This is a genomic window from Mesorhizobium sp. M1A.T.Ca.IN.004.03.1.1, from assembly GCF_003997555.1.
In the GTDB taxonomy this organism is placed as follows: Bacteria; Pseudomonadota; Alphaproteobacteria; order Rhizobiales; family Rhizobiaceae; genus Mesorhizobium.
Map to the genome: position 1 here is coordinate 169012 of NZ_RZTV01000003.1, position 25305 is coordinate 194316.

Below are 25305 nucleotides of genomic sequence, written 5' to 3' on the forward strand. Positions count from 1 at the left end.
CAGGTGTTGAGGAAACGGATGCAAGAGCAGACGGACCCACGGGATGAACCGAGTCCTGGCCTGGTCAGCACGGCGATTCAGGCGATAACCCAGCACATCCGCTCGGAAGGCCTGGCGCCCGGCGATCCGCTGCCCAGCGAGGCGGCCATGACGCGCCAGCTCAACGTTTCCCGAACGGTCGTGCGAGAGGCCTTCCGCTCGCTGTCGGCGATGCGGCTGATCGACATGAGCGCCGGGCGCCGCGCCACCGTCGCCAAGCTCGACACCGGCGCCATGTCGATGGTGATCGAGCATGGCATCACCACCCAGCAGATCAGCGTGCAGCAGGTCTATGACGTCAGGCGCACCATCGAGATGCGCACCGTGGCGCTGGCCGCGCTGCGCCGCACCAACGCGGAAGCCGCGGCGATCGCCCAGTCGGCCCGGCTGATGCGCGAGAGTTGCAAGAGCCCCGAGACCGTCATGGAGCATGACATCGCCTTCCACGAGGCGATCGCGGCGGCCTCGCACAATCCGGTCTTTTCGCTGATCGTCACCGCCTTCAGCGGCGTGACGCGGCGCACCTGGGTCATTGGCTGGCGAACCCGTTCCTCCGACGAGGACCAGCTCAAGATGATCAAGGGCCATGAGGACATCGCCGACGCCATCCTCAAGGGCGATCCGCGGCTTGCGGCCGAGCATATGGCCGAGCATTTCGACAAGAGCGTCAAGGCGCTGATCGACGCGGGGTTAGCCTGATGAAGATCCGCGCCATCGAGACCGTGCGCATCGAGGAACGGCCCAACCTGCTCTGGGTCGAGGTTCATACCGACGAGGGCATCACCGGTCTCGGCGAGACGTTCTATCTATCGCGCACCGTCGAGGAATATCTGCACGAATATGTGGCGCCCAGGGTGATCGGCCGCGATCCGCTGGAGATCGATCTTTTGGCCGCCGATCTCGTCGGCTATCTCGGCTTCCGCTCCAGCGGCGCCGAGGTGCGCGGCAACTCGGCCTTCGACATCGCGCTGTGGGACATTTTCGGCAAGGCCACCGGCCAGCCGGTCGCGCAGCTGCTCGGTGGTTTCAGCCGTCGCTCGATCCGCACTTACAACACCTGCGCCGGCACCGAGTACATCAAGGACGCCAAGGGCCAGACGACGGCCAATTACGGCATCGGCGCCGGGCGCGATTACGACGATCTCAACGCTTTCCTCACCCGCGCCGGCGAGCTGGCCGAGGAATTGCTCGCCGACGGCATCACCGCCATGAAGATCTGGCCGTTCGACCACGCGGCGGAGAAGACGCGCGGCAACGACATCTCGGCAGCCGACTTGAAGGCGGCGCTCGAGCCTTTTGAAAAGATTCGCAAAGCCGTCGGCGACAGGATCGACATCATGGTCGAGTTCCATTCGATGTGGCAGCTCTTGCCGGCGATGAGGATCGCCGAGGCGCTCAGGCCCTACGCCACCTATTGGCACGAGGACCCGATCCGCATGGACAGCCTCGGCGATTTGAGGCGTTACGCCGCCGCCAGTCCGGCCCCGATCTCGGCCTCCGAGACGCTGGGCAGCCGCTGGGCTTTCCGCGACCTTCTGGAGACTGGAGCGGCGGGGATCGTCATGCTCGACATCTCCTGGTGCGGCGGCCTGTCGGAGGCGCGCAAGATCGCTTCGATGGCCGAGGCTTGGCGGCTGCCGGTGGCGCCGCACGACTGCACCGGTCCGGTCGTGCTCGCAGCGTCCACCCATTTGTCGCTCAACGCGCCCAACGCGCTCGTCCAGGAAAGCGTGCGCGCCTTCTACCGCACCTGGTACCGCGACTTGGCGACGGCGCTGCCCGAGGTGAAAGACGGCATGATCACCGTGCCGCCGGGGCCTGGGCTCGGGCTGGCGCTCAGTCCCGATCTTGGCAAGGCCTACACCGTCCACCGCCGCGTCAGCAGCCAGACGGACATTTAGCCCAAGACGCACATCTAGGATCCATAGGGAGGAACAAACATGAGAAAACTGACAGCAATGCTTCTGCTCGGCGCCGCCCTTATCGGCGGGCAATCGGCCGCCAAAGCCGACGGGCTCAACATCGTCTTCACCCATCATTCGTCGGCCTCCAACACATTCTGGCAGGCGGTGAAGAAAGGTTTCGACGATGGCTGCGCCAAGGTCGAGGCCAACTGCAACATGGTCTTCACCCAGACCGAGGGATCGATCGAGCAGCAGGTCGCGAACATGCGCGCGGCCCTTGCCGCCAAGCCCGACGCGCTGCTCACCTCCATCGTCGACGACCATGCCTTCGACGATGTCATCAAGGAGGCGCGCGACGCCGGCGTGGTGGTGATCGCCGTCAATGTCGACGACACCGAAGGCGCCAAGGGCAATGCGCGCCAGGCCTTCATCGGCCAGGGCTTCAAGCCAGCCGGCTACTCGCTCGCCAAGGCGATTTCCGAGAGCTTCCCGAAGGATGGTCCGATCAAGGTGCTGGTCGGCATCTCGGCGCCGGGCCAGAACTGGTCGGAAACCCGCGGCGCCGGCGTCATGCAGTTCCTCGAGGAATACAAGGCCGCTCATAAGGACCGCGACGTTTCGTGGGAGCGCATCGACAGCGGCACCGACCTCGCCATCACCTCCGACCGCGTCGGCGCCTATCTCAACGCGCATCCCGACACCACCGCCTATTTCGACACCGGCTTCTGGTGCGCCGGCGTGGCGCGCGTGCTGGCCGATCGCGGGGTCGCGCCCGGCAAGGTCCTGCTCGGCGGCTTCGATCTCGTGCCGGAAGTGCTGCAGCAGATGCAGAAGGGCTATGTCCAGGCGCTGGTCGACCAGCAGCCCTACATGCAGGGCTTCATGCCGGTGATGGAAGTCTATCTCAACAAGAAGCTCGGTCTTGCGCCTTCCGACATCGACACGGGGCAGGGCATCGTGCGCCAGAAGGACGCCGATGCGATCATGGCGCTGTCCGCGCAGGGCATGCGCTGAGGTCGCATGCCTTTGAGATTGGCCGAGACGCCCGTCACCGAAATGCTGGCGGGACATCACCCCCCTCTGTCCTGCCGGACCGTCCGGCAGGACAGAGGGGGGTGTGAAGGAACGCGGCGCCACAGTACCTTTCACAATCACCGCACCGGAGCCTTTCATTGAAGCGCCTGTTCAAGACCTATCTCGAGAAGCCGGAACTGGCCGGGCTGATCCTCCTGGTGCTGCTCATTGTCCTGTTCCAGGTCCGCTCCCACGGCGTGTTCCTGAACCAGGACAATCTGCGAGGCATCCTCGGCATCCTGCCGGAGGCCGGCCTCGTCGCCATCGGCGTTACCATCCTGATGATCAGCGGCGAGTTCGACCTGTCGGTCGGTTCGGTCTTCGCGCTGATGCCGATGACGATGGCGGTGCTGATGGTGCAGGGCTGGCCGTTCCCGCTGGCGCTGCTCGCCGGGCTGCTCGTCTCGGCGGCCATCGGCTTCGTCAACGGTTACGTCACCATCCGCTTCGCCATCCCGAGCTTCATCACCACGCTCGGCATGCTGTTCATGGCGCGCTCGCTCACCGTCGTCGTGTCCGGCGGCTTCCCGCCGCTGCTGCCCGCCGACCTGCCGACTTGGCTGTTCACTTCCTTCGTCGGGCCGGGCAACATGTTCCGCATGTCGTTTCTGTGGTTCGTCGCGGTCGCGGTGCTGACCTCGCTGATGCTGTCGCGCACCAATTTCGGCAACTGGATCAAGGCTACCGGCGGCTTCCTGCCGGCCGCCGCCGCGATGGGCATCCCGACCGCCAGGGTCAAGATCGTCTGCTTCATGCTGTGCTCGGTGCTCTCGGGCTTCGCCGGCATGCTGCAGGTGCTGCGGCTGGGGTCGCCGCTGCCTTCAATCGGCGAGGGGATGGAGCTGCAGGCGGTGGCATCCGCCGTCATCGGCGGCGCCTCGCTCGCCGGCGGCATCGGCACCGTCATGGGCGGCATCATCGGCACGACGCTCATCCGCGTCATCGACAACGGCCTTGTGCTCAGCCATGTCGACGCCAACTGGTTCAAATTCGCCATCGGCTTCCTGACCATCTTCGCCGTCGTCGCCAATGCCTGGATGCGCAAGCGCGCCAAGGCCATCAAGATGGAGGGCTGAGCCGTGAGCGATGCCATCATCTCTGTGCGCGATCTGCACAAATGGTATTCCGGCGTGCATGCCCTCAAAGGCGTCACGCTCGACTTCAAGCGCGGCGAGGCGCTCGGCCTGGTCGGCGACAACGGCGCCGGCAAGTCGACCTTGATCAACATCCTGTCCGGCGTCCACCGCGCCGACCAGGGCGAGATCAAGGTCGAGGGCAGGGAGGTCAGCATCGCGACGCCGCGCGACGCGATGGATCTCGGCATTGAGACCATCTACCAGTACAATTCCATGGTCCCCACCATGTCGATCGCCCGCAACCTGTTCATCGGCCGTGAGCCGACCCGGTTTTCGATCCTCGGCGTCGGCATCCTCGACCAGAAGAAGATGGCCGAGGAAAGCGTGCGCGCCATCGCCAATGTCGACCTGCATCTGCGCTCCCCCGACGCGCTCGTCGGCGAGCTCTCCGGAGGCCAGCGCCAGGGCGTCGCGATCGCGCGCGCCATGCACTTCAAGTCGAAGGTAATGATCCTCGACGAGCCGACCAATCACCTCTCGGTCAAGGAGACCAACAAGGTGATCGGCTTCGTGCGCGGCCTCAAGGAACAGGGGGTGACAGGCGTCTTCATCAGTCACAACATGCACCACGTCTTCGAGTGCTGCGACCGTATCGTCGCGATGGCGCGCGGCGAGATCGTGCTGGACAAGCGCATCGGCGACACTTCGATCGACGAAGTCCATTCTGTCCTGTGAGGGTTAGGCAATGAAGGCGCTCGCTGGTCGTAAAGTGTTGCTTACGGGCGGCCTCGGCTCGCTCGGCCGGGCCCAGGCGGTGACGCTGGCGCGGGCCGGCGCGCGCGTGCTGGTGCTCGACCGCCCCGACATCGGCGATGCCGAGCAGACGGTGGCGGGACTTGCCGGGCAGGCCAGGGGCGATATTGCCTTCGTCGGCTGCGATCTCAACCGGCTGGCCGATGCGGAAGCGGCTGTTGCCGCGCTGGCGGCGAACGAAGGTGGGATCGATATCCTGATCAACAACGCGGCGCTGATCATCAACCGGCCGTTCGAGCAGTTCTCGCTGGCCGAATATGAGGATCAGATCCGCGTCAATTCCTCGGCCGCCTTTGCGCTGGCGCGGGCCTGCGCGCCGGGCATGAAGGCGAAGGGCTACGGCAAGATCGTCAACTTCTGCTCGATCACGCTCAACGGCCGCTGGGACGGCTACGTGCCCTATGTCGCCTCGAAGGGCGCCATGCTCGGGCTCACCAAGTCGCTCGCGCGCGAGCTCGGGCCGCATGGCATCCGCGTCAACGCCGTGTCGCCGGGCGCGGTGGTCTCGGAGGCGGAGGCGCGCGTCTTCGGCGACCGGTTGAAGCAGTACAATGACTGGATCCTCGAGAACCAAAGCCTCAAGACGCGCATCGAGCCTGAGAACATCGCCGAGCTCGTGCTGTTCCTCGTCTCACCCGCCTCCGACATGATCAGCGGCCAGAACATCGCCATCGATGGCGGCTGGTGAGGATATGGCCGGCGCGGTCGAGCTGAACGACGGGCAGGCGAGGCTGGTCCTGGCGCCTGAGAAGGGCGCAGCGATCGCGCGCTATGACGCGCTGGTGATCGGCAGCGCGCCGGTTCCGCTGCTGAAGCCGGGCGACGGCGCCGGCACGTCCGGCTGCCAACTCCTGGTGCCGTGGTCGAACCGCATCTCCGGCGGCGGCTTCACTTTCGACGGCCGCTTCCACGCCGTCGCGCCGAACATTCCGGGCGAAGCCTTTCCGATCCATGGCGACGGTTTCCAAAAACCGTGGCGGCTCGCCCGCCGCACTGACACCGAGGCGGAGCTGGTGCTCGACGAGGGCGCGATCGGTCCTTACCGCTATGCGGCTACCGTGACCTATGCGCTGCAGGACGGCGCGTTGGAGGCGCAGCTGACGGTGGAGAACCGCGCCGGCATGCGCCTGCCTTACGGCCTCGGTTTCCATCCCTGGTTCCCGCGCGGCGACACAACGCTGCTCGGGGCCAAGGCGAGGCGCGTCTGGCTGGAGGACGAGCGCCATTTGCCGGTCGGCGTCGTGCCGGTGAGCGAGCGCCCGGCCTGGGATTTCTCGCGCTCCATCCCGCTGCCGTGGGACTGGGTCAACAACGCCTTCGACGGCTGGAATCGTCGCGCCTCGATCACGCAGCTCGAGGAGGGGATCAGGATCACGCTCACCGCCTCGCCGGAGCTCGGCGTCTATATCCTCTATTCGCCGTCATCCGACGCCGACTTCTTCTGCTTCGAGCCGGTCTCGCACCCGGTCGATGCGCATCACGGCGAAGGGCTGACGGTGCTTGAAGATGGGCAAACGATGAGCGCGACGATGCGGCTGGACTGGGCTGTGGCGGGTTGAGGGCAGCCGACCGAGCGCGTGATCTCAACCCTTGAGGGGGAGACGGCCGGCAGGCCAGAGAGGGTCGCGAAGGATCGCGGCCGTTCGTCATCCTAGGGTCTGCGCTGCGTCGTTTCGCTCCTTGCTTCGCCCTAGGATGACGAAGGGATAGGTCGCCGCCCCCTCTGTCCTGCCGGCCCATAAGGGGGAGATCGGAGGGCGCGTCGGCTTTCGCCAATCTCCAGCGCCGCAGAGCAGATGCCGAAGCACCTCCCTCACAGCTCCTTCTCCGCCAGCTCCCTGAATTCATCCGGCACCGAGCGCGCTGCTTGCAGCGCGACGGTGCCGTAGCCGACGGCCTGCTTGCCGAAGCGCCGGCGGATCTTGTCTATGGCGCGGTCGGCGCCGAAGCGGGCGAGGCCTTTGCGGCTGCCGGGCTTCAGCTTCTCGTCCGCCAGGCCGAGCGGCAGTTCGAGCTGCAGCTCGGCATGCTCTTCCAGATGCGAGACCGAGATCGCCAGCAGCGAGATTTCCCGTTCGCCCGGGTGAGCGGCGAGCACGCCTCTGACCAGCTCTTCCGCGACGTCAGCGAGCATGGTCGTCGCCTGGATCGGCTGCTCCAGCGTCACCGAGCGCGTGACCGCGCGCCTGTCGGCAAAGCGCACGCGCACCGTCACCGTGCGGCCGGGCCGGTCCTTGGCGCGCAGGCGGCTGGCGACGCGATCGGCGAGATGCAGGAGCGTCGGCACGAAGACGCGCGGCAGCGCCGGTTTGCGGCCCAGCGCCGACTGCGCGCCGGCGGAATGGGCGCGGCGATGCGTCTCCAGCCGGCGCGGGTCGCGGTTCCAGGCAAGGGCCGCGAGCTTCTGGCCGGCGGCATGGCCGATCAGCCGCTCCAGCGCGCCGCTATGCGTGCGCGCCAATTGCCCGATCGTCTCGACGCCGATCTCGGCGAGCCTGGCTTTGGTTGCCGGACCGACGCCCCACATCAGCGACACCGGCAAATCGTGCAGGAAGGAAAGCTCGGTGCCAGGCTCGACCACCACCAGCCCGTCGGGCTTGGCCACCTGCGATGCGATCTTGGCGAGATGCTTCGTCCGTGCCACCCCGATCGAGATCGGCAGGCCGAGCTCGCTCTTCACGCGGCGGCGGATGGTTCGCGCAATTTCGTCCGGCGGTCCGAACAGATGCGTGCAGCCGGCGACATCGGCGAAAGCCTCGTCGATCGAGATGCGCTCGACCAGCGGCGTGAAATCGTCGAGCACCTTGATCGCGGCGTCGCCGAGACGCTGGTATTCGCCGAAGCGGCCGCCGACGAAGATGAGCTGCGGACAGAGCTCGCGCGCCCTGCGGCCGGGCATGCCGCCGCGCACGCCAAAAATCTTCGCCTCATAGGAAGCGGCAAGCACTACGCCGCCGCCGACTGCGATCGGCTTGCCGCGCAGCGACGGGTCGAGCAGTTGCTCGACCGAGGCGTAGAAGGCGTCGAGATCGGCATGCAGGATCGTAGCGGCCGAAGCGGCGTTCGTGGCGGCCATCGCGCTCCCGGCTCCATTCATCCGCTTTGCGGCATCGCAGCATTAGCAGCAACTGTTGTAAGCGGTAATGCGTGTGAACATAAAGAGAACAAAAGGAGTTTCCTGTCAAGCCGGCCAGCTGGGGATGAGAACATCTGCAACCCGTCACAACCAAGGGCTTTGACCGGTTGCGCCGGTGTGCTCCCCTTTGACCGGTTGACCGCGAGACCAGGGAGGGGCGGGAAGGATCGCGGCCCAAAACTGCGTCATGCCAGGACGAAGTCAGGAGCCGAGCGACGCCGAAGACCAGGATGACGAAGTGCGGCCGAGCCGGAGCACCGCCCCTCTTCTGGCCGTCCCTTCGCCGACAGCCGCCGCTAGGCCGGTTTGGCGTATTGCTCGGCGCTGAGCACCTCGATGCATTGGAACGGCTCATTGCCTTCCACCCAGGCGTCATGCCCGGGCGGGATCGTATAGGAGGTGCCGGCCTCGAAGGTCTTCTGCGTCCCGTCGTCCATGCGTATGGTGATCGTTCCGGACACGACATAGCCGACATGCGAGACCTGGCAGCTGTCGGTCTTGACCACCGGCTTCACGCATTCGGACCATTTCCAGCCCGGCTCCATGTTGAGCCGCCCGAGCGTGTAGCCCGGCAGCCGGACCACTTCGACGCGGGTCTTGGCGGGCGAGCGAACCTCGTCGGGATTGTTATGCGACTTGGATTCGAGCTTGGTGACCTTCATTGCAGCTTCGGCCATGGCATCCTCCCATTTCCAAGGATTAGCGGGGCCTGACGCGCGATCGTCGGCGACCGCTGCTGGATTGATACGACTTTCGATGAATGATTGCTAATGTAATTGCCGGGCGTGGCGCGAAATCGATTTTGCCGCGCAGGCCCTATTGCAAGCACGCTCTGCCGGTGTTTTGCTGTTCCTTGCGCCTGGCACGACGGTGGTTGAGGGGCCACCCCGTTTCTCGCTCCTTGGGGAGAATCCTGTGAACCCTCGGCAAGTGAATTTCGCCAATAGTGCGGCGGCAAAGCCAGGCCCCGTCCGCGATAGTCCATATTCATTTCCGCTCGCGGGCGCGCGCTCACCGCGCCGATCGAAACCGCCATAGGCGAGGCCAAGCCGGATGGAAGGCGATACTCGAAAAATCAGAAAAACTGGGAGGAATCATGCTTCATCAGGTAGGGAAAACGGAAACCCGTCCGCCGGTCGGGGCAGGGCGCCGCACTCCGCCGGCGCTTCGCCAGTGCTGCGACAACTATATCTGTCCGACCTGCGATCAAGTCGTCGAGCTGACGGATTTCCGCCAGGTCGTCTGGCATCAAAGGCCGGGCCATCGGCCGATGGATTTGGATGACTGAGCGGACCTGCCCAAGAAAAGAGGGCCCGAGAGAAAAAGGGCCCGCGCCTTCCAGAGGAATGCGCGGGCCGAAGCTGGAGTAGCCATTCGATAAACGCGCAGCCGGCCTGCCGGTTGCGTCAGGCGGATCAGCCGCCGTTGGCCGGAGCCGGGGCCGGAGCCGGTGCGGCCGGTGCGGGTGCCGGCGTCGTCGACGGTGCCGCAGGCGTCTCCACCTTGGGCGCCTCGACCTTCGGCGCATCGAGCTTCACGTTGACATCCGTCGATCCGCCACCGCCGGTGCGGCCACCGACATTGATGATGCCGGTAAAGAACAGCAGGGCCACGATCGCGATGATGGCAAGAACGATGGCCACTGCTGTGCCGGCGCCGCCCCCGCCACTGGTGTTTACAACTGTAGGTCTGTCGGCCATGGTTTCCTCTCCTCTGCCGATTGGGATGTCGTGGCAACGGCGCCAAAGCTGGAATGTTCCTGCTTTCGGGCCACGGTCCCTTGTCAGGCGGGACCTGAGGCCGCACCTTTGAGCGCAGAGGTCCGAATGGGCGATTTCTGGAAACAAGTAGGCCCACAACTCATTGTGGCACAACCGTCGAGTAACGTCCCTTCATCGGCGGTTTGAAAGTGGAGTTGCCCGCCATTTCCTGCGATGTGGCGGGCAACTCCCACAATCCCGCAGTCTGCCGAGATTCGCGAACCTGTTCGCCGCGCTTTTGCCGGTCGATCCAAAACAACCACAGGCGTGCGCGACGTGCTTTTAAGCCGTGCCTGCCGCTTCGCTCGATCTCGGCGCGGGCCGCCCAGGCTGTCGCCAAATCATGATGCACCACTCGAGCGGAACCCGGCCGCCAGCCACGCCGTTGTCTTCCGCGAAGGGATCCTGTGGGCGGAGGCCGCCATGGACAGCTTCGAACTGATCGATCTTCTCTGCGTCGTCGACGCCTGCGCCAGCGATGGCGCGGCTGGGCGCCTTGTTTCAATGTCGAAAGCCGTCGAGGAACTGCGCGTCTTGACCGGGGACTTCGTCTCGTCCGACGAAGCGGCGGCGAACGCGTTGAGCCAGGTGGCGCTGCAGCGCGGCTGCGCGGTGTTGTTCGACGAACAGCCGGGCGCCGATATCGTCGGCGAGTACTGATTTCCCCTTGAAGAAGAGCGGCGCTATTTCACCAGGGTGATCATCCTGCCGGCATACATCTCGCGATTGCCGAGCTCGGCCGCGCAGTCCGATTTCACCGCCGAGTTTCCGGTCATGCCTACGGTATTGCCGACCAGCCGCAGGCAATTGCCCTGCGCGTTCATGTCTGAATTCCCGGCATAGGAGATCGCCGCGTCGGGGGCATAGATGAAGCCGCTGACCACCGAGCCGGATCCGCCGTTGATCGTCAGCGCCGAGGTGTTGCCCTTGGCCTGGAAGATGGTGATGCCTGCATAGGCGCCGCTGGCCGGCGGCGAGAGGTTCACCTGCTCATTGGCATTGATGTAGAGCTGCGAGCCTTCCATCAGGAAGATCGTCACGCCCTGGCCGGTGAGGCTGCCGTTGCCGCCGGGCTTTATGGTGACATTGCGCAGGATGTAGACGCCCGGATTAAGCGTGATCTTTCCTGACCAGGTCTTGTCGCAATAGGTGCCGGGCGAAAGCGTGACCGTCTTGCCGTTCGGCATCGATTGGCACATGCCGTAAGCGGGCGGGGTGACATTGGCCAACGGGTCGAACGATGCGTACTGGTTTTCGAGCGGTGCGTCGCACGAGAGTGTTGCGTTGGGCGGCGTTATCCCCGAGGTCGAGCCGACCGTCGAGACGCATGCCGCGCTGAGCAGGGCCGAGCCGCCGCGGTCGATGGCGTCGGCCGCGTCCGAGTTTGCGGCGATCACGCAGCCGTTCATCGCGACATTGGTCGAGCCCTGCAGGTTGACGGCGGAGCCGACATGCGGATCGAGCGCCAGAACGCACGCTTGCGCCCCGGGTTTGACCTCGACGGAGGCGGAGCGGGTCGCCTGCCAGGCCGGCGCGCCGCTGATGAAAGCCGCACGGCTGATGCTCGACGACAGGGCGATGGTGTAGCCGCTCGGATCGCCGCTGGCCGCTGCCTGGAAGGCCCCGACGCTGCCCGAATATTCGCCGGCATCGGCGACGCTCAGATTGGCTGAGAAGAAAGTCAGGCCGAGCTGGCGCACATCGCCGGCCGACATGGTCGGTTGGTATTTCGTGCCCACCGCCAGCCCGGCTGCGTCCAGCGAGTTCTGCAGTTGCGCCGCGTCGTCGCTCGTGCCGGCCACATCGACGGCGCCGGCCACGACAAGCATCAGCGGCACCATGGCGATTGCGGTCGCCAGCGCGAAATTGCCGCGCGTCGAAGCCCAGAACCGTCTGATCATGGCAGCACCCCTCGCCGGAAACGGCAGAGACACTACTCCAGCCGTCTCTACGACCGATTTCCGAAAAAGATAAAATGCAGCAAAAGCTAAAATCGCTGATTTATCCGCAGCTTGACCTAACGTCCTATATAGAGTGGGACCTAAGTCTGAGTCGTGGCCGCGCAGGGCGGTAAATATGCATGCAAGGGTCTGAAAATCGCAAGTCGAGGAAAAAAATTAGCCATTCGTTTATCGCCGGGTGTTGAACGTGGTGGCTGGGATAGCTTGGGCGCGCGGCCATGAACACATTCGGTCGGATTTTCAGACAGTTCGTCTCCCGCCGCCTGCGGCGCGGCGAGAGCGGCAATGTTGCGACGATCTTCGCGCTCACCCTGCCGATCGTCGTCGGCGGGGCAGGGCTCGGCGTCGAGACGTCCTACTGGTACTATTCGAGCCTGAAGCTGCAGGCGACGGCGGACGCCGCCGCCTATGCCGGCGCGCTGGAAAAGATCCAGGGATCGGACACTGCGACGATCACGGCGGCCGCGACCCAGTCGGCGACCGACAACGGCCTCGGCAATGGCACCATCACCGTCCACACGCCGCCCACCTCGGGGCCGAACACGGCCAAGAAGGCAGTCGAGGTCATCCTCAACCAGAACCTCGACCGGATGTTCACCTCGATCTTCACGCAGACCAAGGTGCCGGAGCAGGCGAGGGCGGTGGCGCTCATTACCGATGCTTCCAAGGCCTGCGTGCTGGCGCTAAATAAGTCGGCCTCGCAGGCGGCGCTTTTCTCCGGCAGCACCAGCGTCAAGCTGACCGGCTGCTCGGTCATGTCGAATTCGAGCGCCGCGGACGCCATCAAGGTCCAGGGGTCGGCAGGGCTTCAGGCCGACTGCCTGATCTCGGTCGGCGGCGTTTCGCTGAACAACCCGGTGACCACGACCTGCAAGTCGCCGATAACCCAGGCCTTGCCCGCGTCCGATCCGTTCTCCAGCCTGCCGGCGCCCTCGACCAGCGGCTCTTGCCAGAATGTCAACAGCGGCAAGTCAACGCAAACAATCCAGCCCGGTACCTACTGCAATGGTATGAACCTCAACGGCAATGTCGCGCTTTCTTCCGGCACTTACGTTGTCCAGGGCAATTTGAAGATCAACGCCGGCGCGGTCATCACCTGCGCTGCACCCTGCACCAACGGCGTAACCATCTATATGACGGGCAGCAACACCATAAGCATGAACGGCAACGCCACGGTGACGCTCAGCGCGCCGACCTCGGGGACCTATTCCGGCGTGCTGTTTTATGGCGACAGGACGGGCAACGCCGCACAGAGCACCTTCAACGGCACGGCGACTTCTTCGCTGACCGGGGCAATCTATTTCCCCAAGCAGCAGGTCAATTATCTCGGCAATTTCTCGGGCGCGAACGGCTGCACCCAGGTTGTGGCCGACACCATCCAGTGGTCGGGCAATTCCACAATCAACCAGAACTGCTCGAGCCTTGGGCTGCAAGACATCCCCGCCGCCCCGTCTGTTGCGATTGTCGAGTAGCCGCGTGGCGCCGGCAGCGATCCGCTTCCGCAAGAATCGCTCCGGCGCGGCCGCGGTGGAATTCGCGCTGGTGTTGCCGGTGCTGTGCGTCGCGCTGTTCGGAATCGCCGATGGCTGGTCCTATGTCACCAGCTCGATGGCGATGCGGGCGGGTGTGAAGACGGCGGCGAATCTGCTGCTGGCCGGCGGGGGAGACGACACCGCCGTTCAGGCCGCCGCTCTTGCGAGTTGGGAGAAGAAACCCTCCGATGCGGCGATCACGGTGACACGCACCTACAAATGCGGAACGACCGTGGTCACGTCGTCGACCACCTGTGCGGGATCGAAAGTACCTTCCATCTATGTCCAGATCCAGGCGTCGGGCACCTGGGTTCCGCCGTTCACCTTCGGCGTCTTCCCGGGCAATAGCGCGCTCAGCCATCAGCAGGTGGTCCGTGTCCGCTAAGCAAAAAACCAGGCTGTTTGCCAGCAACGCCTCTGGCGGCGCCGCGATCGAGTTCGCGCTGATCGTGCCTTTCCTGATCATGCTTCTGTTCGGCATCTTCGCCTTCGGCTGGTCGATGAACAACGAGTCCAGCGTGCGCTATGCGCTCGAGGCCTCGGCGCGCTCGCTGCAGCTTGACAGGACGATGACCCAGGCTCAGATCCAGGCGATCGCGACGCAGAAACTACAGGCGCTCGGCTTGCAGAACGTGACAGTTACGATCACCACCGACCCGCCGAGCGGCGGCTTCAAGATGGCGCATGTCAGCGCCAGCTATGCCTTCGTCATCAACTTTCCCTATTTCAGCGATTTTCCGATCAATTACTCGACCACTGTCACCGTGCCGCTGATCAACAGCTGAAGCACGTCTCCCCAAAGTGGGACTTCGTTTCGGGTCAAAGCCAGGGCTAAGCTTAACAAGCTGTGTGGGCCGAAAGATTGCGACACGCTTCAGGGCATGCCGAGGAAGAATATATAAGTATATATCTGGGATTGGCCGCAAAGCGGGATAAGAACACCTCGGTAGCGCGCCCCAAGCGCTGGTGGCATCACCGCTCCCGCGGGTTGCCCGAAACGATGCCGCGCACGTCCGAAAATCGCCTTTATAAACAGGCGTCTTGTACTCCTCGACGGACGCTGGCCGCATAGCGTTGGGCCCATGGTCCGACGGGAGGTGGGCCTTCATTGTTCCAGAGGGCGGACCTGGCCTTAGCCCATTTATTTACGCAATAATTTCAGCAAGTTAACAGGTGTTCAGCAGGATTTCCGGAGCTGCTTCTCGGGATACTCTCTTGCCGCCACCGAATTTGTTTAAAAGTTACTCCAAGCCGTTAGGGAAATCTCATATGACGCGATCTAGCGGTTGGGCATTGGTGGCGATTCACCTGCGGAGAAACATGATGACAATCCGGAAAACACTTTTGGCTTCGCTTGCCATTCTGGCGCTCGCGGCTGCTCCCGCACTCGCCGGAGCCGGCGGCAATGGCGGTGGCAACGGCAATGGCGGCAGCCATGGCGGCGGCAACGGCAATGGCGGCGGTAACGGCAATGGCGGCGGTAATGGCAACGGCGGCGGCAACGGCGGCGGCAAGGGCCAAAGCAGCAACAGCGGCGCCTCGCACGGCAAGTCGGCATCGGCAAAGGCCGCCAAGTCGCAGGTCGACGATGCAACCGATGACGACACGACGGACGATACCACTACGGCCGCCACCCCGAAGGAGAAGAACATCCATGCCAAGCTCGGCCGGCTGAACTCGCTCCAGCGCAACATCAATGCCTACATGAATTCCAAGAGCAAGAAGTTCGCGGGCATTCAGGCTTATGTGACCCAGGCCGCCGTAGCCCAGAACGCGCAGGCCAAGCTTGACGCGGCAAACGCGAAGCTGGCCGCCGACCAGGCCCAGCTCGGCACGCTCACCCAACAGCTCGCCGACCTCAATGCAACCGACACGACCAACATGACGGCCGAGGAAAAGGCGGCTTTCGATGCGCAGGTTGCCGACGTTCAGGCGCAGATCGACGCCCAGAACGCCGCGATCGCCGCTGACACCCAGGCGGTGGCGGATGCCCAGGCCGCGGTGACCGCTAACCCTGCCCCCGATGACGCCACGCTTGACGCCGCCCTGCAGGACATGGCCAACAAGCCGGTCGATCAGGAGGTGACGGACTGGGCCAAGGACGTGCTGGCCGACAAGATCGACCAGGCGGCCGCGGCGACGTCTACGCCATAAGGCACACGCGGCGAAGCTGCCGCAGTGGAATGCATGCATGCCGCCGGGGCGACCCGGCGGCATTTTGTTTGGCTTGACGGCAATGCATTGGAACGATGGCTGCAGACCAGGGAGGGCCCGGGGGGATCCTGGTTGCGGCGAGCAGAAACGCCACGCCGAGGCACAGACGGAATTCAAAAAAAGGCTCGCCGTTGAGGCGAGCCCAAATAGCAAAAGCCGAGGTGGTCAGACGGCTTCTACCCGCGCCCGAAGGTTAACATGCGGGGTCTACCGACCGAATAACATTAGTTAAGGAATAGCTAAAAATTCACGGCGTCTGCATCGCTGGAAACCTTTCGTCGGCTTCGGTCGGCGCCGTGTCACGTATTTGGAACGGTGGCAGAACCGACGGCGGTGACGCAGACCGGGTAGTCGAAAATCGGCGCGCCGAAAACGAGTTTGACCGGGAGCTGCGTGGTCAGCTCCCGGCCCCCGGTTGCCACCCCCGAGATCTCGCTGTGAATGTCGTACTACGATATAAAAGACGGCGTTGGAATGGGGAACGGGCAATTTCTTTTGCGAGCCGCCCTGCATTGGGGAAAACAACTGCAGGCCCGGGAGCGCTGCCCCGCCGCCGCCGACCTTGCGAGTCTTTTTGCCTCGCCTGACGCTGTGCGCAATGCACACCAAAACTTCGCTGTCGTGTGGCTAATATGCATTGCGGTGTGTAGACTTAGCGGGTGAGGGATTTCACAGGGCATTGGGAGGACAACAAAATGCCACGGGTTTCGGAGCTTTTCTTCAAGACGGCCATCATCTTTCTCATCCTGGGCATAGCCGCCGGGTTGCAGATGGCGATTTCGGGCGACCACGGCGCCTTCCCGGCGCACGCCCACATCAACCTTCTCGGCTGGGTGACCAGCGCGATCTTCGGCGGTTACTACGCGCTCAATCCGGCCAAGGCCGAGCGCCGCATCGCCATGATCCACTACGGTCTCTACACGGTTGGCCTCGTGATCATGCTGCCGGCGCTCTACTGGATGCTGGCCGCAGGCCATCCGGAGATCGAGCCGGTCGTGGCGATCGGCTCGCTGATCGTCGCCGCCGCGGTGCTGACCTTTGCCTTCATCGTCTTCTCGTCCGCAGAGACGGTGCGCTCGGCCACGGTCGCTCCGGCGCAGTAACGGTGCACCCAACAGCGCGTCGCCTGAACCGGCCTAGTGCGACGCGCTCAATTGCTCGATCGCACGCGGCCAAGATCGGCCGAAGCGCCTCTTCGTGTCCTGTGTGGCGGAGCAGGGAGCGAAGCGACGCGGCGCAAACTGCAGGCCGTAAGCTCAGAGCGTTACGACGGTGCAGGATTCTGCCGCGCTGCGTTCCTCGACGAGGTCACAGCGTGGGTTCTCGTGTCTTTGCTCCGCTTCGCGTCGCTACGCCCAACGATGACGGCGTTGGGGCTTCGGCCGGACGCTGAGCCGCCTTACGGCAGCAGCCTCGGGAACAGCCGCGAGATCAGCGCGTGGACGATGCCGTCGCGCTCGAAGGGGCCGGGCAGCTTGGCGGGGGCGCCGGCGTCGCTCGCCTTGCTCTCGTCCGTGGCCCGGCCTTCGGCTTGCACGAGCCACAGCACGGCCACGAAGTAGCCTGCCTGCAGCACCACGCCCGCCAGGAACGTCCAGCCAAGCGACTGCCAGACGGACCCGGTGGACATGAAGGTCCAGCCGAGAACCACCAGAAGCGTTGCCGTCATTCCCACAAGAAACTGCGGAAAATACATTTGCCCAACCGAGCGCCGCGACCAGTTAGGGTCTTCGACGATCTCGCCCATTGCTCTACCCATTTTGACCCTTGCACCTTTTCCGCCAGGATCGCAAGACTTCACGCAGACCCCTTACCATAGGTCTTAATTCCGGCCCGCCGAAGGACCTACGCCTGAGGAACCCAGCCGAGGCCGATTCCGTTCCCTCGCGGAACGATGATCAGGAGTGGCTAATGGACGGCAGCGTCTACGAGGCGCGCTGGCTTGTTGCGCCTGCTTTTGGAACGCGCATCGTCTTCGCCGCTGCCGCAATGCTGCTGAGCTGACGCCCTCTGACGATCGCCGCAGTGCCCGCCCGCCGAGCACGTCCCTTCGTCGGCGGGAGGCCGGCCTCTCCGCCTTTCCGCGAAAGGAGTGGAGGGTTAGCTCTGACCCCCATTTCGGCCGGATCACGTCGCGGCCGGCTAGGGGCTGGCCCACCGGCTATCGGGATTGGGCCTTGGCTGCACCATTCTTGTATCGAAGGCGTCGGGCAGGCGAACGTGCGCCAGTGCCCTGACCGATCCCGTTCTCAGGGCATCCGGCGGCAAGAGGATGACCATCTTGGCCTCGCGATCCGGCCAGAGTGGTCTGCCGCCGGTGAAGAACACAAGCGCCACAACGCAGATCAGAAGAACGGCGGCGAACAGGTTCGCAATGATCTCTCCGAGTTGCATGCAGCACCCCCCAAAAGGAGCACCCGCCGCATCGCAGGTAGCGGCGGGTGCAACAGCAACCGACGATGAAGGGACCTATGCTCGCCAGTCATGACTCCAACAAGATAACTGCCTGTATGTTTCGAGAAATGCCCTGCCAAACCAGACCTCAGTCCGACGGCTGTGTTGCGGCGAGGGCTTGGACGGGGCTGCCCCGGCCTCGGGGAGAGGGGCGTTTGCGCCCGCGGCTGAAGCGACATAAGAAAAGCCCGCCATGCCATGCGGCACGGCAGGCCTCCTGTCTGAAATGCTGTCTGGATCAGGCCTCCAGGATCACGACGATCTTGTAGGTGTCCGGATCCACGATCACGATGCGCCCGTCGGCCAGCACGAAATACATATAGGTTTCGTAAGCCGGGACGATCTTCACGATGCGGGCCGGCAGGCGATGCAGCCGGATCTTTTGCCGCGGAACCTCGACCCCGACCGAGATGTCGAAGCTGACATCGCGAACCGGCTGGACGTTGGTCTCGCGGATGATCTGCGTGATCTGCGTCCGCTGCTCGACCGTCACATTGGTGATCGAGGCCGTCTTGTCCTGGTCGGTCTGGACGTTGCCCTGAGCGTTCTGCTCAGTGGTCGTACCGGTCTTGCCCTGGGCGTTCTGCTCGGTCTGCATCTTGGTGGTGCCCTGGGCGTTCTGGTCGGTGGTGGTGCCGGTCTTGCCCTGAGCATTCTGCTCGGTCTGCACCTTTGTGTTGCTGTCAGCATTCTGTTCGGTGCTGGTGCCGGTCTTGTCCTGGGCCTGCTGTTTCTTCTTCAGCGTGGTATTGTCCTGAGCGTTCTGCTCAGTCTTTGTGTCGGCCTTGCCCTGCGCCTGCTGCTTCTTCTTCAGCTGCGTATTGTCCTCGGCGTTCTGCTCGGTGCTGGTGCCAGCCTCGCCCTGGGCATTCTGCTCAGTCTTCATCTTGGTGGTGCCCTGGGCATTCTGCTCGGTCTGAGACTTCATCTTGCCTTGGGCCTGCTCGCCAGCCTTGCCGCCCTTCGGGCAGTCGGCCTGGCCGGCGGCACAACTATCGCCGCCGCTCGGCTGCACGGACTCGGTCTGCGCCATCGCGGCGCCGCAACCAACGCCGAGCGCCATCATGCTCGTGATCAGAAGATGCTTCATCTGATTTCTCCTCGGAAAGTCGGTCCCTTCGTTGGTTAAACACGACTTGGAAGGCATTGTTCCGAGATTGTTTTGCCAAGCGGCGGCGGCGTTCTTACGCCGGCGGATGCGCGGAATTTTGCAGGAACAAGCCGCGGTCCTCGGCGTTAGGACGGTGCCGATCGGCTGTGGAAATCGCAGGCGCAGCAGAGGAGGCGATTGACCACACAAAGGAGACGACCATGAAAATGCACATCACCACCGCCGCCGCGGCCCTCCTGCTTCTCGCCGGCGCTGGCGCCGTCGCTGCGCAGGACACCGTCGTGATCGCGCCCGAGCAGGAAACCGTCATCAAGGAATATGTGCAAAAGCAGCCGCTGGCTTCGGTGAAGGTTCCCGGCATCGAGCTGAACATCGGCAGCACGCTTCCCGAGACGGTCGAACTGCACGAGGTGCCGAACGTCAAATATCGCTATGTCGTGGTCGATAACCGGACTGTGATCGTCGACCCCGGCACGCGCAAGATCATCAAGGTGCTCAATTAACCGATAGCGTAATCGGCCGAACGGATGGCCCGCCGCCGGTCACGGCGGCGGGCGGTTAACGGAAAATTATTAATTTACGATATGCTAACGGAACCTTTGACCCACACCCAAGTTGGGCGCTTTGGGTCAAATCTGTCTCATAGGCAACACAAACCGGTGGCAGAAACAAACCTGTCTCATAGGCAACACAAACCGGTGGCAGAAAGCAGAATCGGGCGGCGGCGAACAGGCATGGGCAGGGGCGAGGAGGACTAGTTAACATGTCGAAACGAGAAATCGGAACATCCCGCTCGCTCGGGATGCGCGTCGCCGAGTTGCGGGCCAGGATGGAAGACGCCCACATCACCGCACATGAAATAAAGACCTTCCAGAAGGTCGCGGCCATAATGGGGGGCGGCGATGGCTCCCTACGCATCGATGCGGACGATCTGATCGCCGCATCTTTCCTCACCGAGACGTGCGAAGCTTCGCTGAACTGACAGCCGTTATCGATGTCGACTGGCTGCCGTCCAGCACTGGGCGGCAGTGAGCGGCGGTACGCGACAAAAGCCTTCGGCCGCGAGGGCTTTTTCGATGATGCTTGGTTCGATAAGCCCGATCCTATAGGCCCGAACTTCAGCAGCCTGTCACGCCAGCGGCCATTGCCGGCGCTGCTGGCTTATGCTCCTGGCCTTGAGACGTCTGATCTTGGCTTCGCGTAGCGCGGTGACGGGGTCGACGCCGGTCCACAGAATGCCGGCCTTCTGAGCGAATGCCACGAAGGCCTGCCGCGCTTCCCCGAGTTTCCTCTCGCCTGTCCGCGCCTCCTCACAGGTCTGCACGGCCGCGGCATAACAGTCGCCGCGCATTGCCGGCGGCCATTCTTTGAGGAAATTCTGCATCGCCGCCAGGGAAGCGATCTCGCGCTTGAAACCGGCCCCGACTGCGATCGCCACCGGCGCGCGGAGCGGCATGTCGCTTGTGATGTGAACTGCAGTCATGGCGGGCCTTTGCTGGTCGAATTTATTCAATTCAAACAATGCGAAGCTGCCCCGGCGGTTCCGCCGGCAACAATCAATTAGGCGCCGCAGACGGAACAAGACCCCAATGCACGCGTTTGCCCCGGGAGCTCCTATGTTCGACCTGCCAGGTTTCCGCGACGGCGGAGGCGGGCGGAGCTCGCCAACACAACAGGAGACTTATGATGAAACGCACCCTTATTCCTGCTGTTGCCGGCCTTGCTCTGATCGCCGGCGTAGGCTTTGCCGCTGCGGACCAGATCATCGTCACGCCGGAGCAGCAGACTGTCGTCAAGGAATATGTCCACAAGCACCCGATCGCCTCGGTCAACATACTGGGGCTGGAACTGGGCGTCGGCTCGACGGTGCCTGACACGGTCGAGCTGCGGGAGGTGCCGGACGTTCAGTACAGATATGCCGTGGTCAACGATCGCACTGTCCTGATCGATCCTGGTACACGCAGGGTCATCCACGTCATCGAGTGATCTTACGCTTACGAGCCCCGATCCTCCCGCCATGCCGGCGGGGGGATGCCGGCTCCTAGGAAGGAGTCGCAGCCATGCATCACCCCCATGTCGAATCAGTCGACTGTGCAAAGGCGGTCGACCAGCTTCTGGCCGAACGCCGCACTGGCCTCTTATCGATGAAGGAAGCGATTGGCCTGCTGCGCAGGCGCACCGGAACCGAACGCTCTGACGCCGATTTAGCCGCATTGATTACAAAGAAGGCGGCGTATCTGGGCGTTGCGATCGTCTCCGACGTGCACTGAAGAAATCGCTGCCGAAGTTCAGGCACCTACGCGTCGATGCGCAAGACGCCACCGGAAAATTCAGCTAATGTTTCCGTCGGGGAGCGGCCCCACTCAAAGGAGGCGACAGTGACGGACGACAGGCAGGAACGCATTCGCCGGCGGGCGCACGAGATCTGGGAGCAGGCCGGCCGGCCGGAAGGCGCGCATATGGAGCACTGGGACCAGGCGGCCGCCGAGATCGACGCCGAAGTAAAGCCGAAGTCCAAGGCCGCGCCCAAAAAGACGGCCGCCGCCAAGCCGAAGTCGGCCAAGGCCGAAACGCCCGCCAAAGGCCCCGCCAAGGCCAAGGCTCCTGCCAAGCCGAAAGCCAAGACCTGACCCCAGCGGCCGTTCCGCCGCTGCCATCCGCACAATCGAAATGTAGCAAGCCCGCGCCCGAAGATTTAGGGCGCGGAGGTGGAGGCTAAACGGCTATCGCCTCCCTTGCTTTCTGGCGTATTGCGCAACGGCGCAGAGGAAAGCCAGCGCGGCGGTATCGCAGGCCGCCCGCGACGGCGACGGACCCTTGGCAAAAAGCACCGCGTCCGCGATCGGGATCGTCAGCCCATGCTTCCTGGCGAATGAGGTGACTTCGTAAGGCTGATCGTCGGCTGGTGCGCCGATGTCGATTTGCTGGTCTATCAAACGAGTTCCTCCCTGGTACGCGACTATGCCTTCCTTCGCCCGAAAGGAATTAACTACCGGCCGCTCGCCCGCGTCCACCAATTGGCAATTGTGTGAAACGATACATTTGTCGAGGTGCATCCGAAGGTTGCAAAATGGAATTCTCTGCACCCGGCGCGGGCGGAAACCGTTCCGTCGCGCGCTCCTTCGCGCCCCCTCTGTCTCGTCGCGATTGGTGGTCTTCTTCCGCGAAGAAGGAAGACATCTCACTGCCAGGCATCGCTCGATTTTGCAAAGCGCACGGCCGCCGCAGTCATCGCGCACTCGCATTCGCTGATCAGCCTGAAGGTTCCTCAAATATCGCGCGATCGTTTCGGGCAGCCAGGCTGCGCAGGCCTCGACATAGGCGCGGCCGTGCACCAGCGTGCCGGTCGAAAGCCGGTCGTCCTTCTCCGCGATCACCTTCAGATATTGCCGGATGAAGCGGATGTCGTCGGCGATGTCCTGGCTGGCCATGCGCCACGCGCCGGCCAGGCGTTCGCGCTCGGCGAGCGGCGAAGGCGAGAGCAATGGGCGGGAAAGGTCGGCGAAAGCGGCATGGTTCGCGGTGTCCAAGAACATCCCCTCAACGAAGGGCAATATCGTACATTAGGTACGAAAAATGGTCAAGAACGTTTCGTACAATTTGAACGATACCTCACCTGGACCGTCTCATGAAACCGTCGAGCTCGATGCGCGCTTCGTCGAGCGCCCTGCCGAGGACCAGGTCCACCATCTCGCGCCTGTCCGGCTGAAGCAGTTGCAAGCCTTTGCGCAGCGCCTCACGCCATGCTTCGCCCCGGTTCCACGCTTCCGCGAAGGCATGGGCGAGGTCGTCTCGCCGACGCGTGGTCTCGAGCGCCTTGACCAGCAGGCCCGCTTGATGCAGGTCCTTTTCCCGCTTGGCGGCAGCGCTTCGTTCGCCTCGCGCCGCGACGATCAGCTTGTGGACCGCAAAGCGTTCGGGAGAGGGGACCAGCACCGGCACGCCGGAGCGGTGGAGCAGCACTGCCCGCACCGGGTCTCGGATCAGGAAATCGAGGAAGCGCAAGGGCTGGGCCGAGGCGCCGCCCAGCGACGGCATCGGGCTGGCATGGTCAGCATGCTCGTCGCTGCCTCGGTTCGGAGTGAGGAATTCTATGCGGTAGCGCGAAGCATTCTCGAACTGCGTCGTGCGCCCCGCATCGGTTCGGTGCGGGATTACCCGGAATGTCGGGTCGACCGCCTTCAGCACCTCGATGAGCGGCGGCATGCTGTCGTCGACTTCGGCCGAGACGGAATGGAACTGGGCAAAGTCGGCATCGCCGGTCTGCAGCGCGGCTCCTGGCAGTTTGACGCCGAGATGCCCTGCATAGGTCTGGAAGGCGACGGTGCCGACGAGCACCGCGCGCAGGCGGAAGAGCCCGGCCTTTTCCAGCGCCTCGACGACGTCGCCACTGAAAGCATCGGGCGCCGCCAGGCCGGCGTCGCGAACCAACGTGGAGACCAGCTTGCGGCGAGCTCTGACGAGGTCCTCCCCGTCTTCCGTGCGGCCGCGCAGGATAATGTGAATATGGGGATTGTCGGTGTTCCAGTGGTCCGCCGCGATCCAATCGAGCTTCGTGCCCAGGTCTTTCTCCATCTGGCCCATCAAATCGCGGGTAAAGGCCTTCAGATCAGCCATATCCCTGGCGTCCTCCGGCGAGACGATGAAGCGGAAATGGTGACGGTCGCCATCACAACGCGCGGCGAAATCCCTGACGTCCGCATCGTCGGTTCCGGGACCGAACATGCGACCCTTTTCCTCTTCACGGGTCACGCCCTCGCGCCGCAAGTATGTGAGGTGTGCGGCCAGAGGTACGGCACGCGCGGAGTGCCGTACGACTCGGGTCTTGATGACCGTGATGCGCGAGCGCCCCGATAGCAGACGGTTCGCTTGGATGTTCGCAACCCGGCCCCGGCCAAAACTCGATCGGTTGCCTGGGCTGATTTGACCGGAGCGCGAGATGCTTCCAAGCCGACGAGCTCGAACCAGGGAGCCCCGAGCTGTGGCTGGAAGCCAAGTCTCCACGCGGTCCATTGTGTCGCGGCCCAGGTCGTCAACACAACGATCAGGAAGACAGTAAGGATCTGACCCCAGAGGATTTTAGTGGCGGACATTGTGGCGGTCCTTTCCTGTCAGAGGCCGAGCCCACGCTTGCGGCCAAAACTCCAATCGACACCGCCATCACCGCGGGAGACGCCGGAGACATGCCGCCCGAGATGTTTTTCGAGCGAGGGCGACCATGGTACGAGCTGGAAGCCAAGGCCGTCGTCGATCATGGCAAAACGGCCGGAGCTCAGGGCCAGGCGCTGGCGATAGATACCGGCGACATAGTCTCCGCCGGCGGGACGCATGCACGGCTGGCCGGTCTCGGCCGAACGCGCCGGTGCGGCGTGACATGTTTTGATCCTCCCCCGGAGTTGCCGCGGCAGCGGCTGCAAGTACCTATAGTTCCGTTTTTGTTCCGAAATGCAAGCAGAAATTGCGAACGCTATCCTGTGTTCGCTCTCGGCCAAAGAACGCAACCATCAAAGCCTGGCAACGCGAAGTTCTTCTTGTTCTTCGTTGAGCAACGGTTTCTCAGCGAGATTGTCTCTCACATATCGATCATTGAGCGCTTCACCCGCCCGATGATGGTGATCGCGCCTTCGAGCTCCGGCGGCGGGATGTCGAGATAGGACGCCGGCTGGAAGGGCGGGGTGTCGTTCGGGCGGTAGCGCTTGTAGGTGGCGCGGCCGGTTTCGTCGGCGATCACATAGCAGCCATTGGTCACCAGCCGCTTGTCGCGCAGGTTGACGAAGATGATCGAATCCGGCGGCGAGATCTTGTTCATCGACGGTCCGTCGACGCGCAGCGCAATCCACTCGCCTTCCTCGAGATCGGCGGTGGGGATCGTCGGATAGTCCGAAAGGTTGACCACGCTGTCCTGGCTGCCGAGCTCGCCGGCGCTGATCCACGATACGATCGGTACGTCGATGGTGATGGGCGAGGCGGCGAGGTGCACAGGCGCGGCTTCGGCGCCGTCGACGTCAAACAAGAGCCAGCCGGGGTCGACGCCGAACAGCCGGCCGTATTTCTCCGCCGCCTTGCGCGACAGCGGCCGGTTGCCGTTCTCATGGCTGATAAGCGTGTTCTTGTTGATGTCGCGCAAGGCCCGAGCGGCATCGCTGGGCGAGGCATAGCCGGCCTGGGCGCGCGCTTGCTGCAATCTGTGCCGAGAATCCATCATCGTACAAAATGCCTGAAAATTATCGT

The 25305-nt window shown here is 63.6% G+C and carries 30 protein-coding genes and 1 pseudogene; 18 read left to right on the forward strand and 13 right to left on the reverse strand.

Translation table 11 applies throughout. The features are described from left to right. Positions 1-18 precede the first annotated feature (18 nt). From EOD29_RS10990 to EOD29_RS11020, 7 genes are all read left to right on the forward strand, one after another. On the forward strand, positions 19-738 hold the full coding sequence (locus EOD29_RS10990) for a FadR/GntR family transcriptional regulator (RefSeq protein WP_067321719.1): 720 nt from the start codon (positions 19-21) through the stop codon (positions 736-738). Further along, positions 738-1940, forward strand: coding sequence for a mandelate racemase/muconate lactonizing enzyme family protein (locus EOD29_RS10995; protein ID WP_127246728.1), 1203 nt, complete (start codon positions 738-740; stop codon positions 1938-1940). Before EOD29_RS10990 ends, EOD29_RS10995 begins: the two co-directional genes overlap by 1 nt. Positions 1941-1979: 39 nt before the next feature. Next, positions 1980-2957 carry a sugar ABC transporter substrate-binding protein gene (locus EOD29_RS11000; protein ID WP_095828680.1) on the forward strand — a complete coding sequence of 326 codons (978 nt, stop codon included), beginning with the start codon at positions 1980-1982 and terminating at the stop codon, positions 2955-2957. A 158-nt stretch (positions 2958-3115) separates the two neighbouring features. After that, positions 3116-4093 (forward strand): ABC transporter permease, encoded by a 978-nt coding sequence (locus EOD29_RS11005; protein WP_127246729.1) that lies wholly within the window; start codon positions 3116-3118, stop codon positions 4091-4093. A gap of 3 nt (positions 4094-4096) precedes the next feature. Next, positions 4097-4828, forward strand: coding sequence for an ATP-binding cassette domain-containing protein (locus EOD29_RS11010; RefSeq protein ID WP_066993169.1), 732 nt, complete (start codon positions 4097-4099; stop codon positions 4826-4828). 10 nt (positions 4829-4838) lie between these two features. Beyond that, on the forward strand, positions 4839-5594 hold the full coding sequence (locus EOD29_RS11015) for an SDR family oxidoreductase (protein WP_127246730.1): 756 nt from the start codon (positions 4839-4841) through the stop codon (positions 5592-5594). Continuing rightward, a complete protein-coding gene (locus EOD29_RS11020) occupies positions 5581-6465 on the forward strand; it encodes an aldose 1-epimerase (protein ID WP_245475312.1) in 885 nt (294 codons plus the stop codon). The genes EOD29_RS11015 and EOD29_RS11020 overlap by 14 nt, the downstream gene beginning before the upstream one ends. 254 nt (positions 6466-6719) lie before the next feature. Here the strand turns inward: EOD29_RS11020 and dinB are convergent, their stop codons facing one another. The 4 genes from dinB to EOD29_RS11040 all read right to left on the reverse strand — a co-directional run bounded on the left by dinB (position 6720) and on the right by EOD29_RS11040 (position 10142). Further along, positions 6720-7982 (reverse strand): DNA polymerase IV, encoded by a 1263-nt coding sequence (gene dinB, locus EOD29_RS11025; protein WP_127246731.1) that lies wholly within the window; start codon positions 7980-7982, stop codon positions 6720-6722. Between the two features lie 356 nt (positions 7983-8338). Beyond that, a complete protein-coding gene (locus tag EOD29_RS11030; RefSeq protein ID WP_095783402.1) occupies positions 8339-8719 on the reverse strand; it encodes a cupin domain-containing protein in 381 nt (126 codons plus the stop codon). Between the two features lie 738 nt (positions 8720-9457). Then, complete coding sequence (locus EOD29_RS11035) at positions 9458-9742, reverse strand: hypothetical protein (protein WP_067001023.1); 285 nt, start codon at positions 9740-9742, stop codon at positions 9458-9460. 160 nt (positions 9743-9902) lie between these two features. Then, positions 9903-10142 carry a hypothetical protein gene (locus EOD29_RS11040; RefSeq protein WP_127246732.1) on the reverse strand — a complete coding sequence of 80 codons (240 nt, stop codon included), beginning with the start codon at positions 10140-10142 and terminating at the stop codon, positions 9903-9905. An 83-nt stretch (positions 10143-10225) separates the two neighbouring features. Here EOD29_RS11040 and EOD29_RS11045 point away from each other — a divergent pair, with 83 nt between their 5' ends. Continuing rightward, a complete protein-coding gene (locus EOD29_RS11045; protein WP_127243439.1) occupies positions 10226-10462 on the forward strand; it encodes a hypothetical protein in 237 nt (78 codons plus the stop codon). Positions 10463-10485: 23 nt separating this feature from the next. On the opposite strand, the gene EOD29_RS11050 is transcribed toward EOD29_RS11045, so the two are convergent. Then, positions 10486-11703, reverse strand: a complete 1218-nt coding sequence (locus EOD29_RS11050; RefSeq protein ID WP_095801447.1) for a TadE/TadG family type IV pilus assembly protein — start codon at positions 11701-11703, stop codon at positions 10486-10488. A 278-nt stretch (positions 11704-11981) separates the two neighbouring features. On the opposite strand from EOD29_RS11050, the gene EOD29_RS11055 reads away from it, so the two are divergent. From EOD29_RS11055 to EOD29_RS11080, 5 genes are all read left to right on the forward strand, one after another. After that, positions 11982-13235 (forward strand): pilus assembly protein TadG-related protein, encoded by a 1254-nt coding sequence (locus EOD29_RS11055; RefSeq protein WP_067321698.1) that lies wholly within the window; start codon positions 11982-11984, stop codon positions 13233-13235. A gap of 4 nt (positions 13236-13239) precedes the next feature. Next, positions 13240-13680, forward strand: a complete 441-nt coding sequence (locus tag EOD29_RS11060) for a TadE/TadG family type IV pilus assembly protein (RefSeq protein WP_067321694.1) — start codon at positions 13240-13242, stop codon at positions 13678-13680. Further along, a complete protein-coding gene (locus EOD29_RS11065) occupies positions 13670-14080 on the forward strand; it encodes a TadE/TadG family type IV pilus assembly protein (RefSeq protein ID WP_067321690.1) in 411 nt (136 codons plus the stop codon). Before EOD29_RS11060 ends, EOD29_RS11065 begins: the two co-directional genes overlap by 11 nt. 430 nt (positions 14081-14510) lie before the next feature. Further along, the gene (locus EOD29_RS35920; RefSeq protein WP_164763736.1) at positions 14511-15449 is read left to right on the forward strand and encodes a hypothetical protein; all 939 of its coding nucleotides are present in this window, start codon (positions 14511-14513) and stop codon (positions 15447-15449) included. 755 nt (positions 15450-16204) lie between these two features. Further along, complete coding sequence (locus EOD29_RS11080; protein ID WP_127240495.1) at positions 16205-16612, forward strand: hypothetical protein; 408 nt, start codon at positions 16205-16207, stop codon at positions 16610-16612. 296 nt (positions 16613-16908) lie between these two features. Here EOD29_RS11080 and EOD29_RS11085 read toward each other — a convergent pair whose 3' ends face one another. From EOD29_RS11085 to EOD29_RS11095, 3 genes are all read right to left on the reverse strand, one after another. Beyond that, positions 16909-17256 carry a hypothetical protein gene (locus EOD29_RS11085; protein ID WP_245299725.1) on the reverse strand — a complete coding sequence of 116 codons (348 nt, stop codon included), beginning with the start codon at positions 17254-17256 and terminating at the stop codon, positions 16909-16911. 395 nt (positions 17257-17651) lie between these two features. Continuing rightward, positions 17652-17903 (reverse strand): polymerase, encoded by a 252-nt coding sequence (locus EOD29_RS11090; RefSeq protein WP_127246733.1) that lies wholly within the window; start codon positions 17901-17903, stop codon positions 17652-17654. A 298-nt stretch (positions 17904-18201) separates the two neighbouring features. Continuing rightward, entirely contained in the window at positions 18202-19053 is an 852-nt protein-coding gene (locus tag EOD29_RS11095) for a DUF1236 domain-containing protein (protein WP_127246734.1), read from the reverse strand. Positions 19054-19274: 221 nt separating this feature from the next. Between EOD29_RS11095 and EOD29_RS11100 the strand changes: the two genes are divergently transcribed. Both EOD29_RS11100 and EOD29_RS11105 read left to right on the forward strand, forming a co-directional pair. Next, positions 19275-19577 carry a DUF1236 domain-containing protein gene (locus EOD29_RS11100; RefSeq protein WP_067001081.1) on the forward strand — a complete coding sequence of 101 codons (303 nt, stop codon included), beginning with the start codon at positions 19275-19277 and terminating at the stop codon, positions 19575-19577. Positions 19578-19837: 260 nt separating this feature from the next. Next, positions 19838-20056 (forward strand): hypothetical protein, encoded by a 219-nt coding sequence (locus EOD29_RS11105; protein WP_127215792.1) that lies wholly within the window; start codon positions 19838-19840, stop codon positions 20054-20056. A 147-nt stretch (positions 20057-20203) separates the two neighbouring features. On the opposite strand, the gene EOD29_RS11110 is transcribed toward EOD29_RS11105, so the two are convergent. Beyond that, positions 20204-20557, reverse strand: coding sequence for a DUF982 domain-containing protein (locus EOD29_RS11110; protein ID WP_245457077.1), 354 nt, complete (start codon positions 20555-20557; stop codon positions 20204-20206). A 203-nt stretch (positions 20558-20760) separates the two neighbouring features. Here EOD29_RS11110 and EOD29_RS11115 point away from each other — a divergent pair, with 203 nt between their 5' ends. The 3 genes from EOD29_RS11115 to EOD29_RS11125 all read left to right on the forward strand — a co-directional run bounded on the left by EOD29_RS11115 (position 20761) and on the right by EOD29_RS11125 (position 21704). Then, positions 20761-21060 carry a DUF1236 domain-containing protein gene (locus EOD29_RS11115; protein WP_067001089.1) on the forward strand — a complete coding sequence of 100 codons (300 nt, stop codon included), beginning with the start codon at positions 20761-20763 and terminating at the stop codon, positions 21058-21060. Positions 21061-21134: 74 nt separating this feature from the next. Further along, on the forward strand, positions 21135-21344 hold the full coding sequence (locus tag EOD29_RS11120) for a hypothetical protein (protein ID WP_067001047.1): 210 nt from the start codon (positions 21135-21137) through the stop codon (positions 21342-21344). A gap of 108 nt (positions 21345-21452) precedes the next feature. Next, complete coding sequence (locus EOD29_RS11125) at positions 21453-21704, forward strand: DUF2934 domain-containing protein (protein WP_095824572.1); 252 nt, start codon at positions 21453-21455, stop codon at positions 21702-21704. A gap of 93 nt (positions 21705-21797) precedes the next feature. Here the strand turns inward: EOD29_RS11125 and EOD29_RS37115 are convergent, their stop codons facing one another. The 4 genes and pseudogenes from EOD29_RS37115 to EOD29_RS11150 all read right to left on the reverse strand — a co-directional run bounded on the left by EOD29_RS37115 (position 21798) and on the right by EOD29_RS11150 (position 25279). Next, positions 21798-22604, reverse strand: a complete 807-nt coding sequence (locus EOD29_RS37115) for a hypothetical protein (RefSeq protein WP_245475313.1) — start codon at positions 22602-22604, stop codon at positions 21798-21800. 82 nt (positions 22605-22686) lie between these two features. Then, a complete protein-coding gene (locus EOD29_RS11135) occupies positions 22687-23799 on the reverse strand; it encodes a GSU2403 family nucleotidyltransferase fold protein (RefSeq protein WP_245475314.1) in 1113 nt (370 codons plus the stop codon). A 386-nt stretch (positions 23800-24185) separates the two neighbouring features. After that, positions 24186-24509 (reverse strand): annotated as a pseudogene (locus EOD29_RS11145) (DUF3363 domain-containing protein); the annotation flags it as partial. Positions 24510-24646: 137 nt separating this feature from the next. Continuing rightward, entirely contained in the window at positions 24647-25279 is a 633-nt protein-coding gene (locus EOD29_RS11150) for a S24 family peptidase (protein WP_095828668.1), read from the reverse strand. Positions 25280-25305 lie beyond the last annotated feature (26 nt).

Bases quoted from the DNA above. Each gene is read 5' to 3' on its own strand.
- dinB (WP_127246731.1), bottom strand. From the start codon at position 7,982: ATGGCCGCCACGAACGCCGCTTCGGCCGCTACGATCCTGCATGCCGAT.
- EOD29_RS11055 (WP_067321698.1), top strand. From the start codon at position 11,982: ATGAACACATTCGGTCGGATTTTCAGACAGTTCGTCTCCCGCCGCCTG.
- EOD29_RS11020 (WP_245475312.1), top strand. From the start codon at position 5,581: ATGGCGGCTGGTGAGGATATGGCCGGCGCGGTCGAGCTGAACGACGGG.
- EOD29_RS11100 (WP_067001081.1), top strand. From the start codon at position 19,275: ATGAAAATGCACATCACCACCGCCGCCGCGGCCCTCCTGCTTCTCGCC.
- EOD29_RS11050 (WP_095801447.1), bottom strand. From the start codon at position 11,703: ATGATCAGACGGTTCTGGGCTTCGACGCGCGGCAATTTCGCGCTGGCG.
- EOD29_RS11085 (WP_245299725.1), bottom strand. From the start codon at position 17,256: ATGGGCGAGATCGTCGAAGACCCTAACTGGTCGCGGCGCTCGGTTGGG.
- EOD29_RS11135 (WP_245475314.1), bottom strand. From the start codon at position 23,799: ATGTTCGGTCCCGGAACCGACGATGCGGACGTCAGGGATTTCGCCGCG.
- EOD29_RS11110 (WP_245457077.1), bottom strand. From the start codon at position 20,557: ATGACTGCAGTTCACATCACAAGCGACATGCCGCTCCGCGCGCCGGTG.
- EOD29_RS11000 (WP_095828680.1), top strand. From the start codon at position 1,980: ATGAGAAAACTGACAGCAATGCTTCTGCTCGGCGCCGCCCTTATCGGC.
- EOD29_RS11045 (WP_127243439.1), top strand. From the start codon at position 10,226: ATGGACAGCTTCGAACTGATCGATCTTCTCTGCGTCGTCGACGCCTGC.
- EOD29_RS11120 (WP_067001047.1), top strand. From the start codon at position 21,135: ATGCATCACCCCCATGTCGAATCAGTCGACTGTGCAAAGGCGGTCGAC.
- EOD29_RS11080 (WP_127240495.1), top strand. From the start codon at position 16,205: ATGCCACGGGTTTCGGAGCTTTTCTTCAAGACGGCCATCATCTTTCTC.
- EOD29_RS10990 (WP_067321719.1), top strand. From the start codon at position 19: ATGCAAGAGCAGACGGACCCACGGGATGAACCGAGTCCTGGCCTGGTC.
- EOD29_RS11030 (WP_095783402.1), bottom strand. From the start codon at position 8,719: ATGGCCGAAGCTGCAATGAAGGTCACCAAGCTCGAATCCAAGTCGCAT.
- EOD29_RS11105 (WP_127215792.1), top strand. From the start codon at position 19,838: ATGTCGAAACGAGAAATCGGAACATCCCGCTCGCTCGGGATGCGCGTC.
- EOD29_RS10995 (WP_127246728.1), top strand. From the start codon at position 738: ATGAAGATCCGCGCCATCGAGACCGTGCGCATCGAGGAACGGCCCAAC.
- EOD29_RS11095 (WP_127246734.1), bottom strand. From the start codon at position 19,053: ATGAAGCATCTTCTGATCACGAGCATGATGGCGCTCGGCGTTGGTTGC.
- EOD29_RS11150 (WP_095828668.1), bottom strand. From the start codon at position 25,279: ATGATGGATTCTCGGCACAGATTGCAGCAAGCGCGCGCCCAGGCCGGC.
- EOD29_RS11035 (WP_067001023.1), bottom strand. From the start codon at position 9,742: ATGGCCGACAGACCTACAGTTGTAAACACCAGTGGCGGGGGCGGCGCC.
- EOD29_RS11015 (WP_127246730.1), top strand. From the start codon at position 4,839: ATGAAGGCGCTCGCTGGTCGTAAAGTGTTGCTTACGGGCGGCCTCGGC.
- EOD29_RS11090 (WP_127246733.1), bottom strand. From the start codon at position 17,903: ATGCAACTCGGAGAGATCATTGCGAACCTGTTCGCCGCCGTTCTTCTG.
- EOD29_RS11115 (WP_067001089.1), top strand. From the start codon at position 20,761: ATGAAACGCACCCTTATTCCTGCTGTTGCCGGCCTTGCTCTGATCGCC.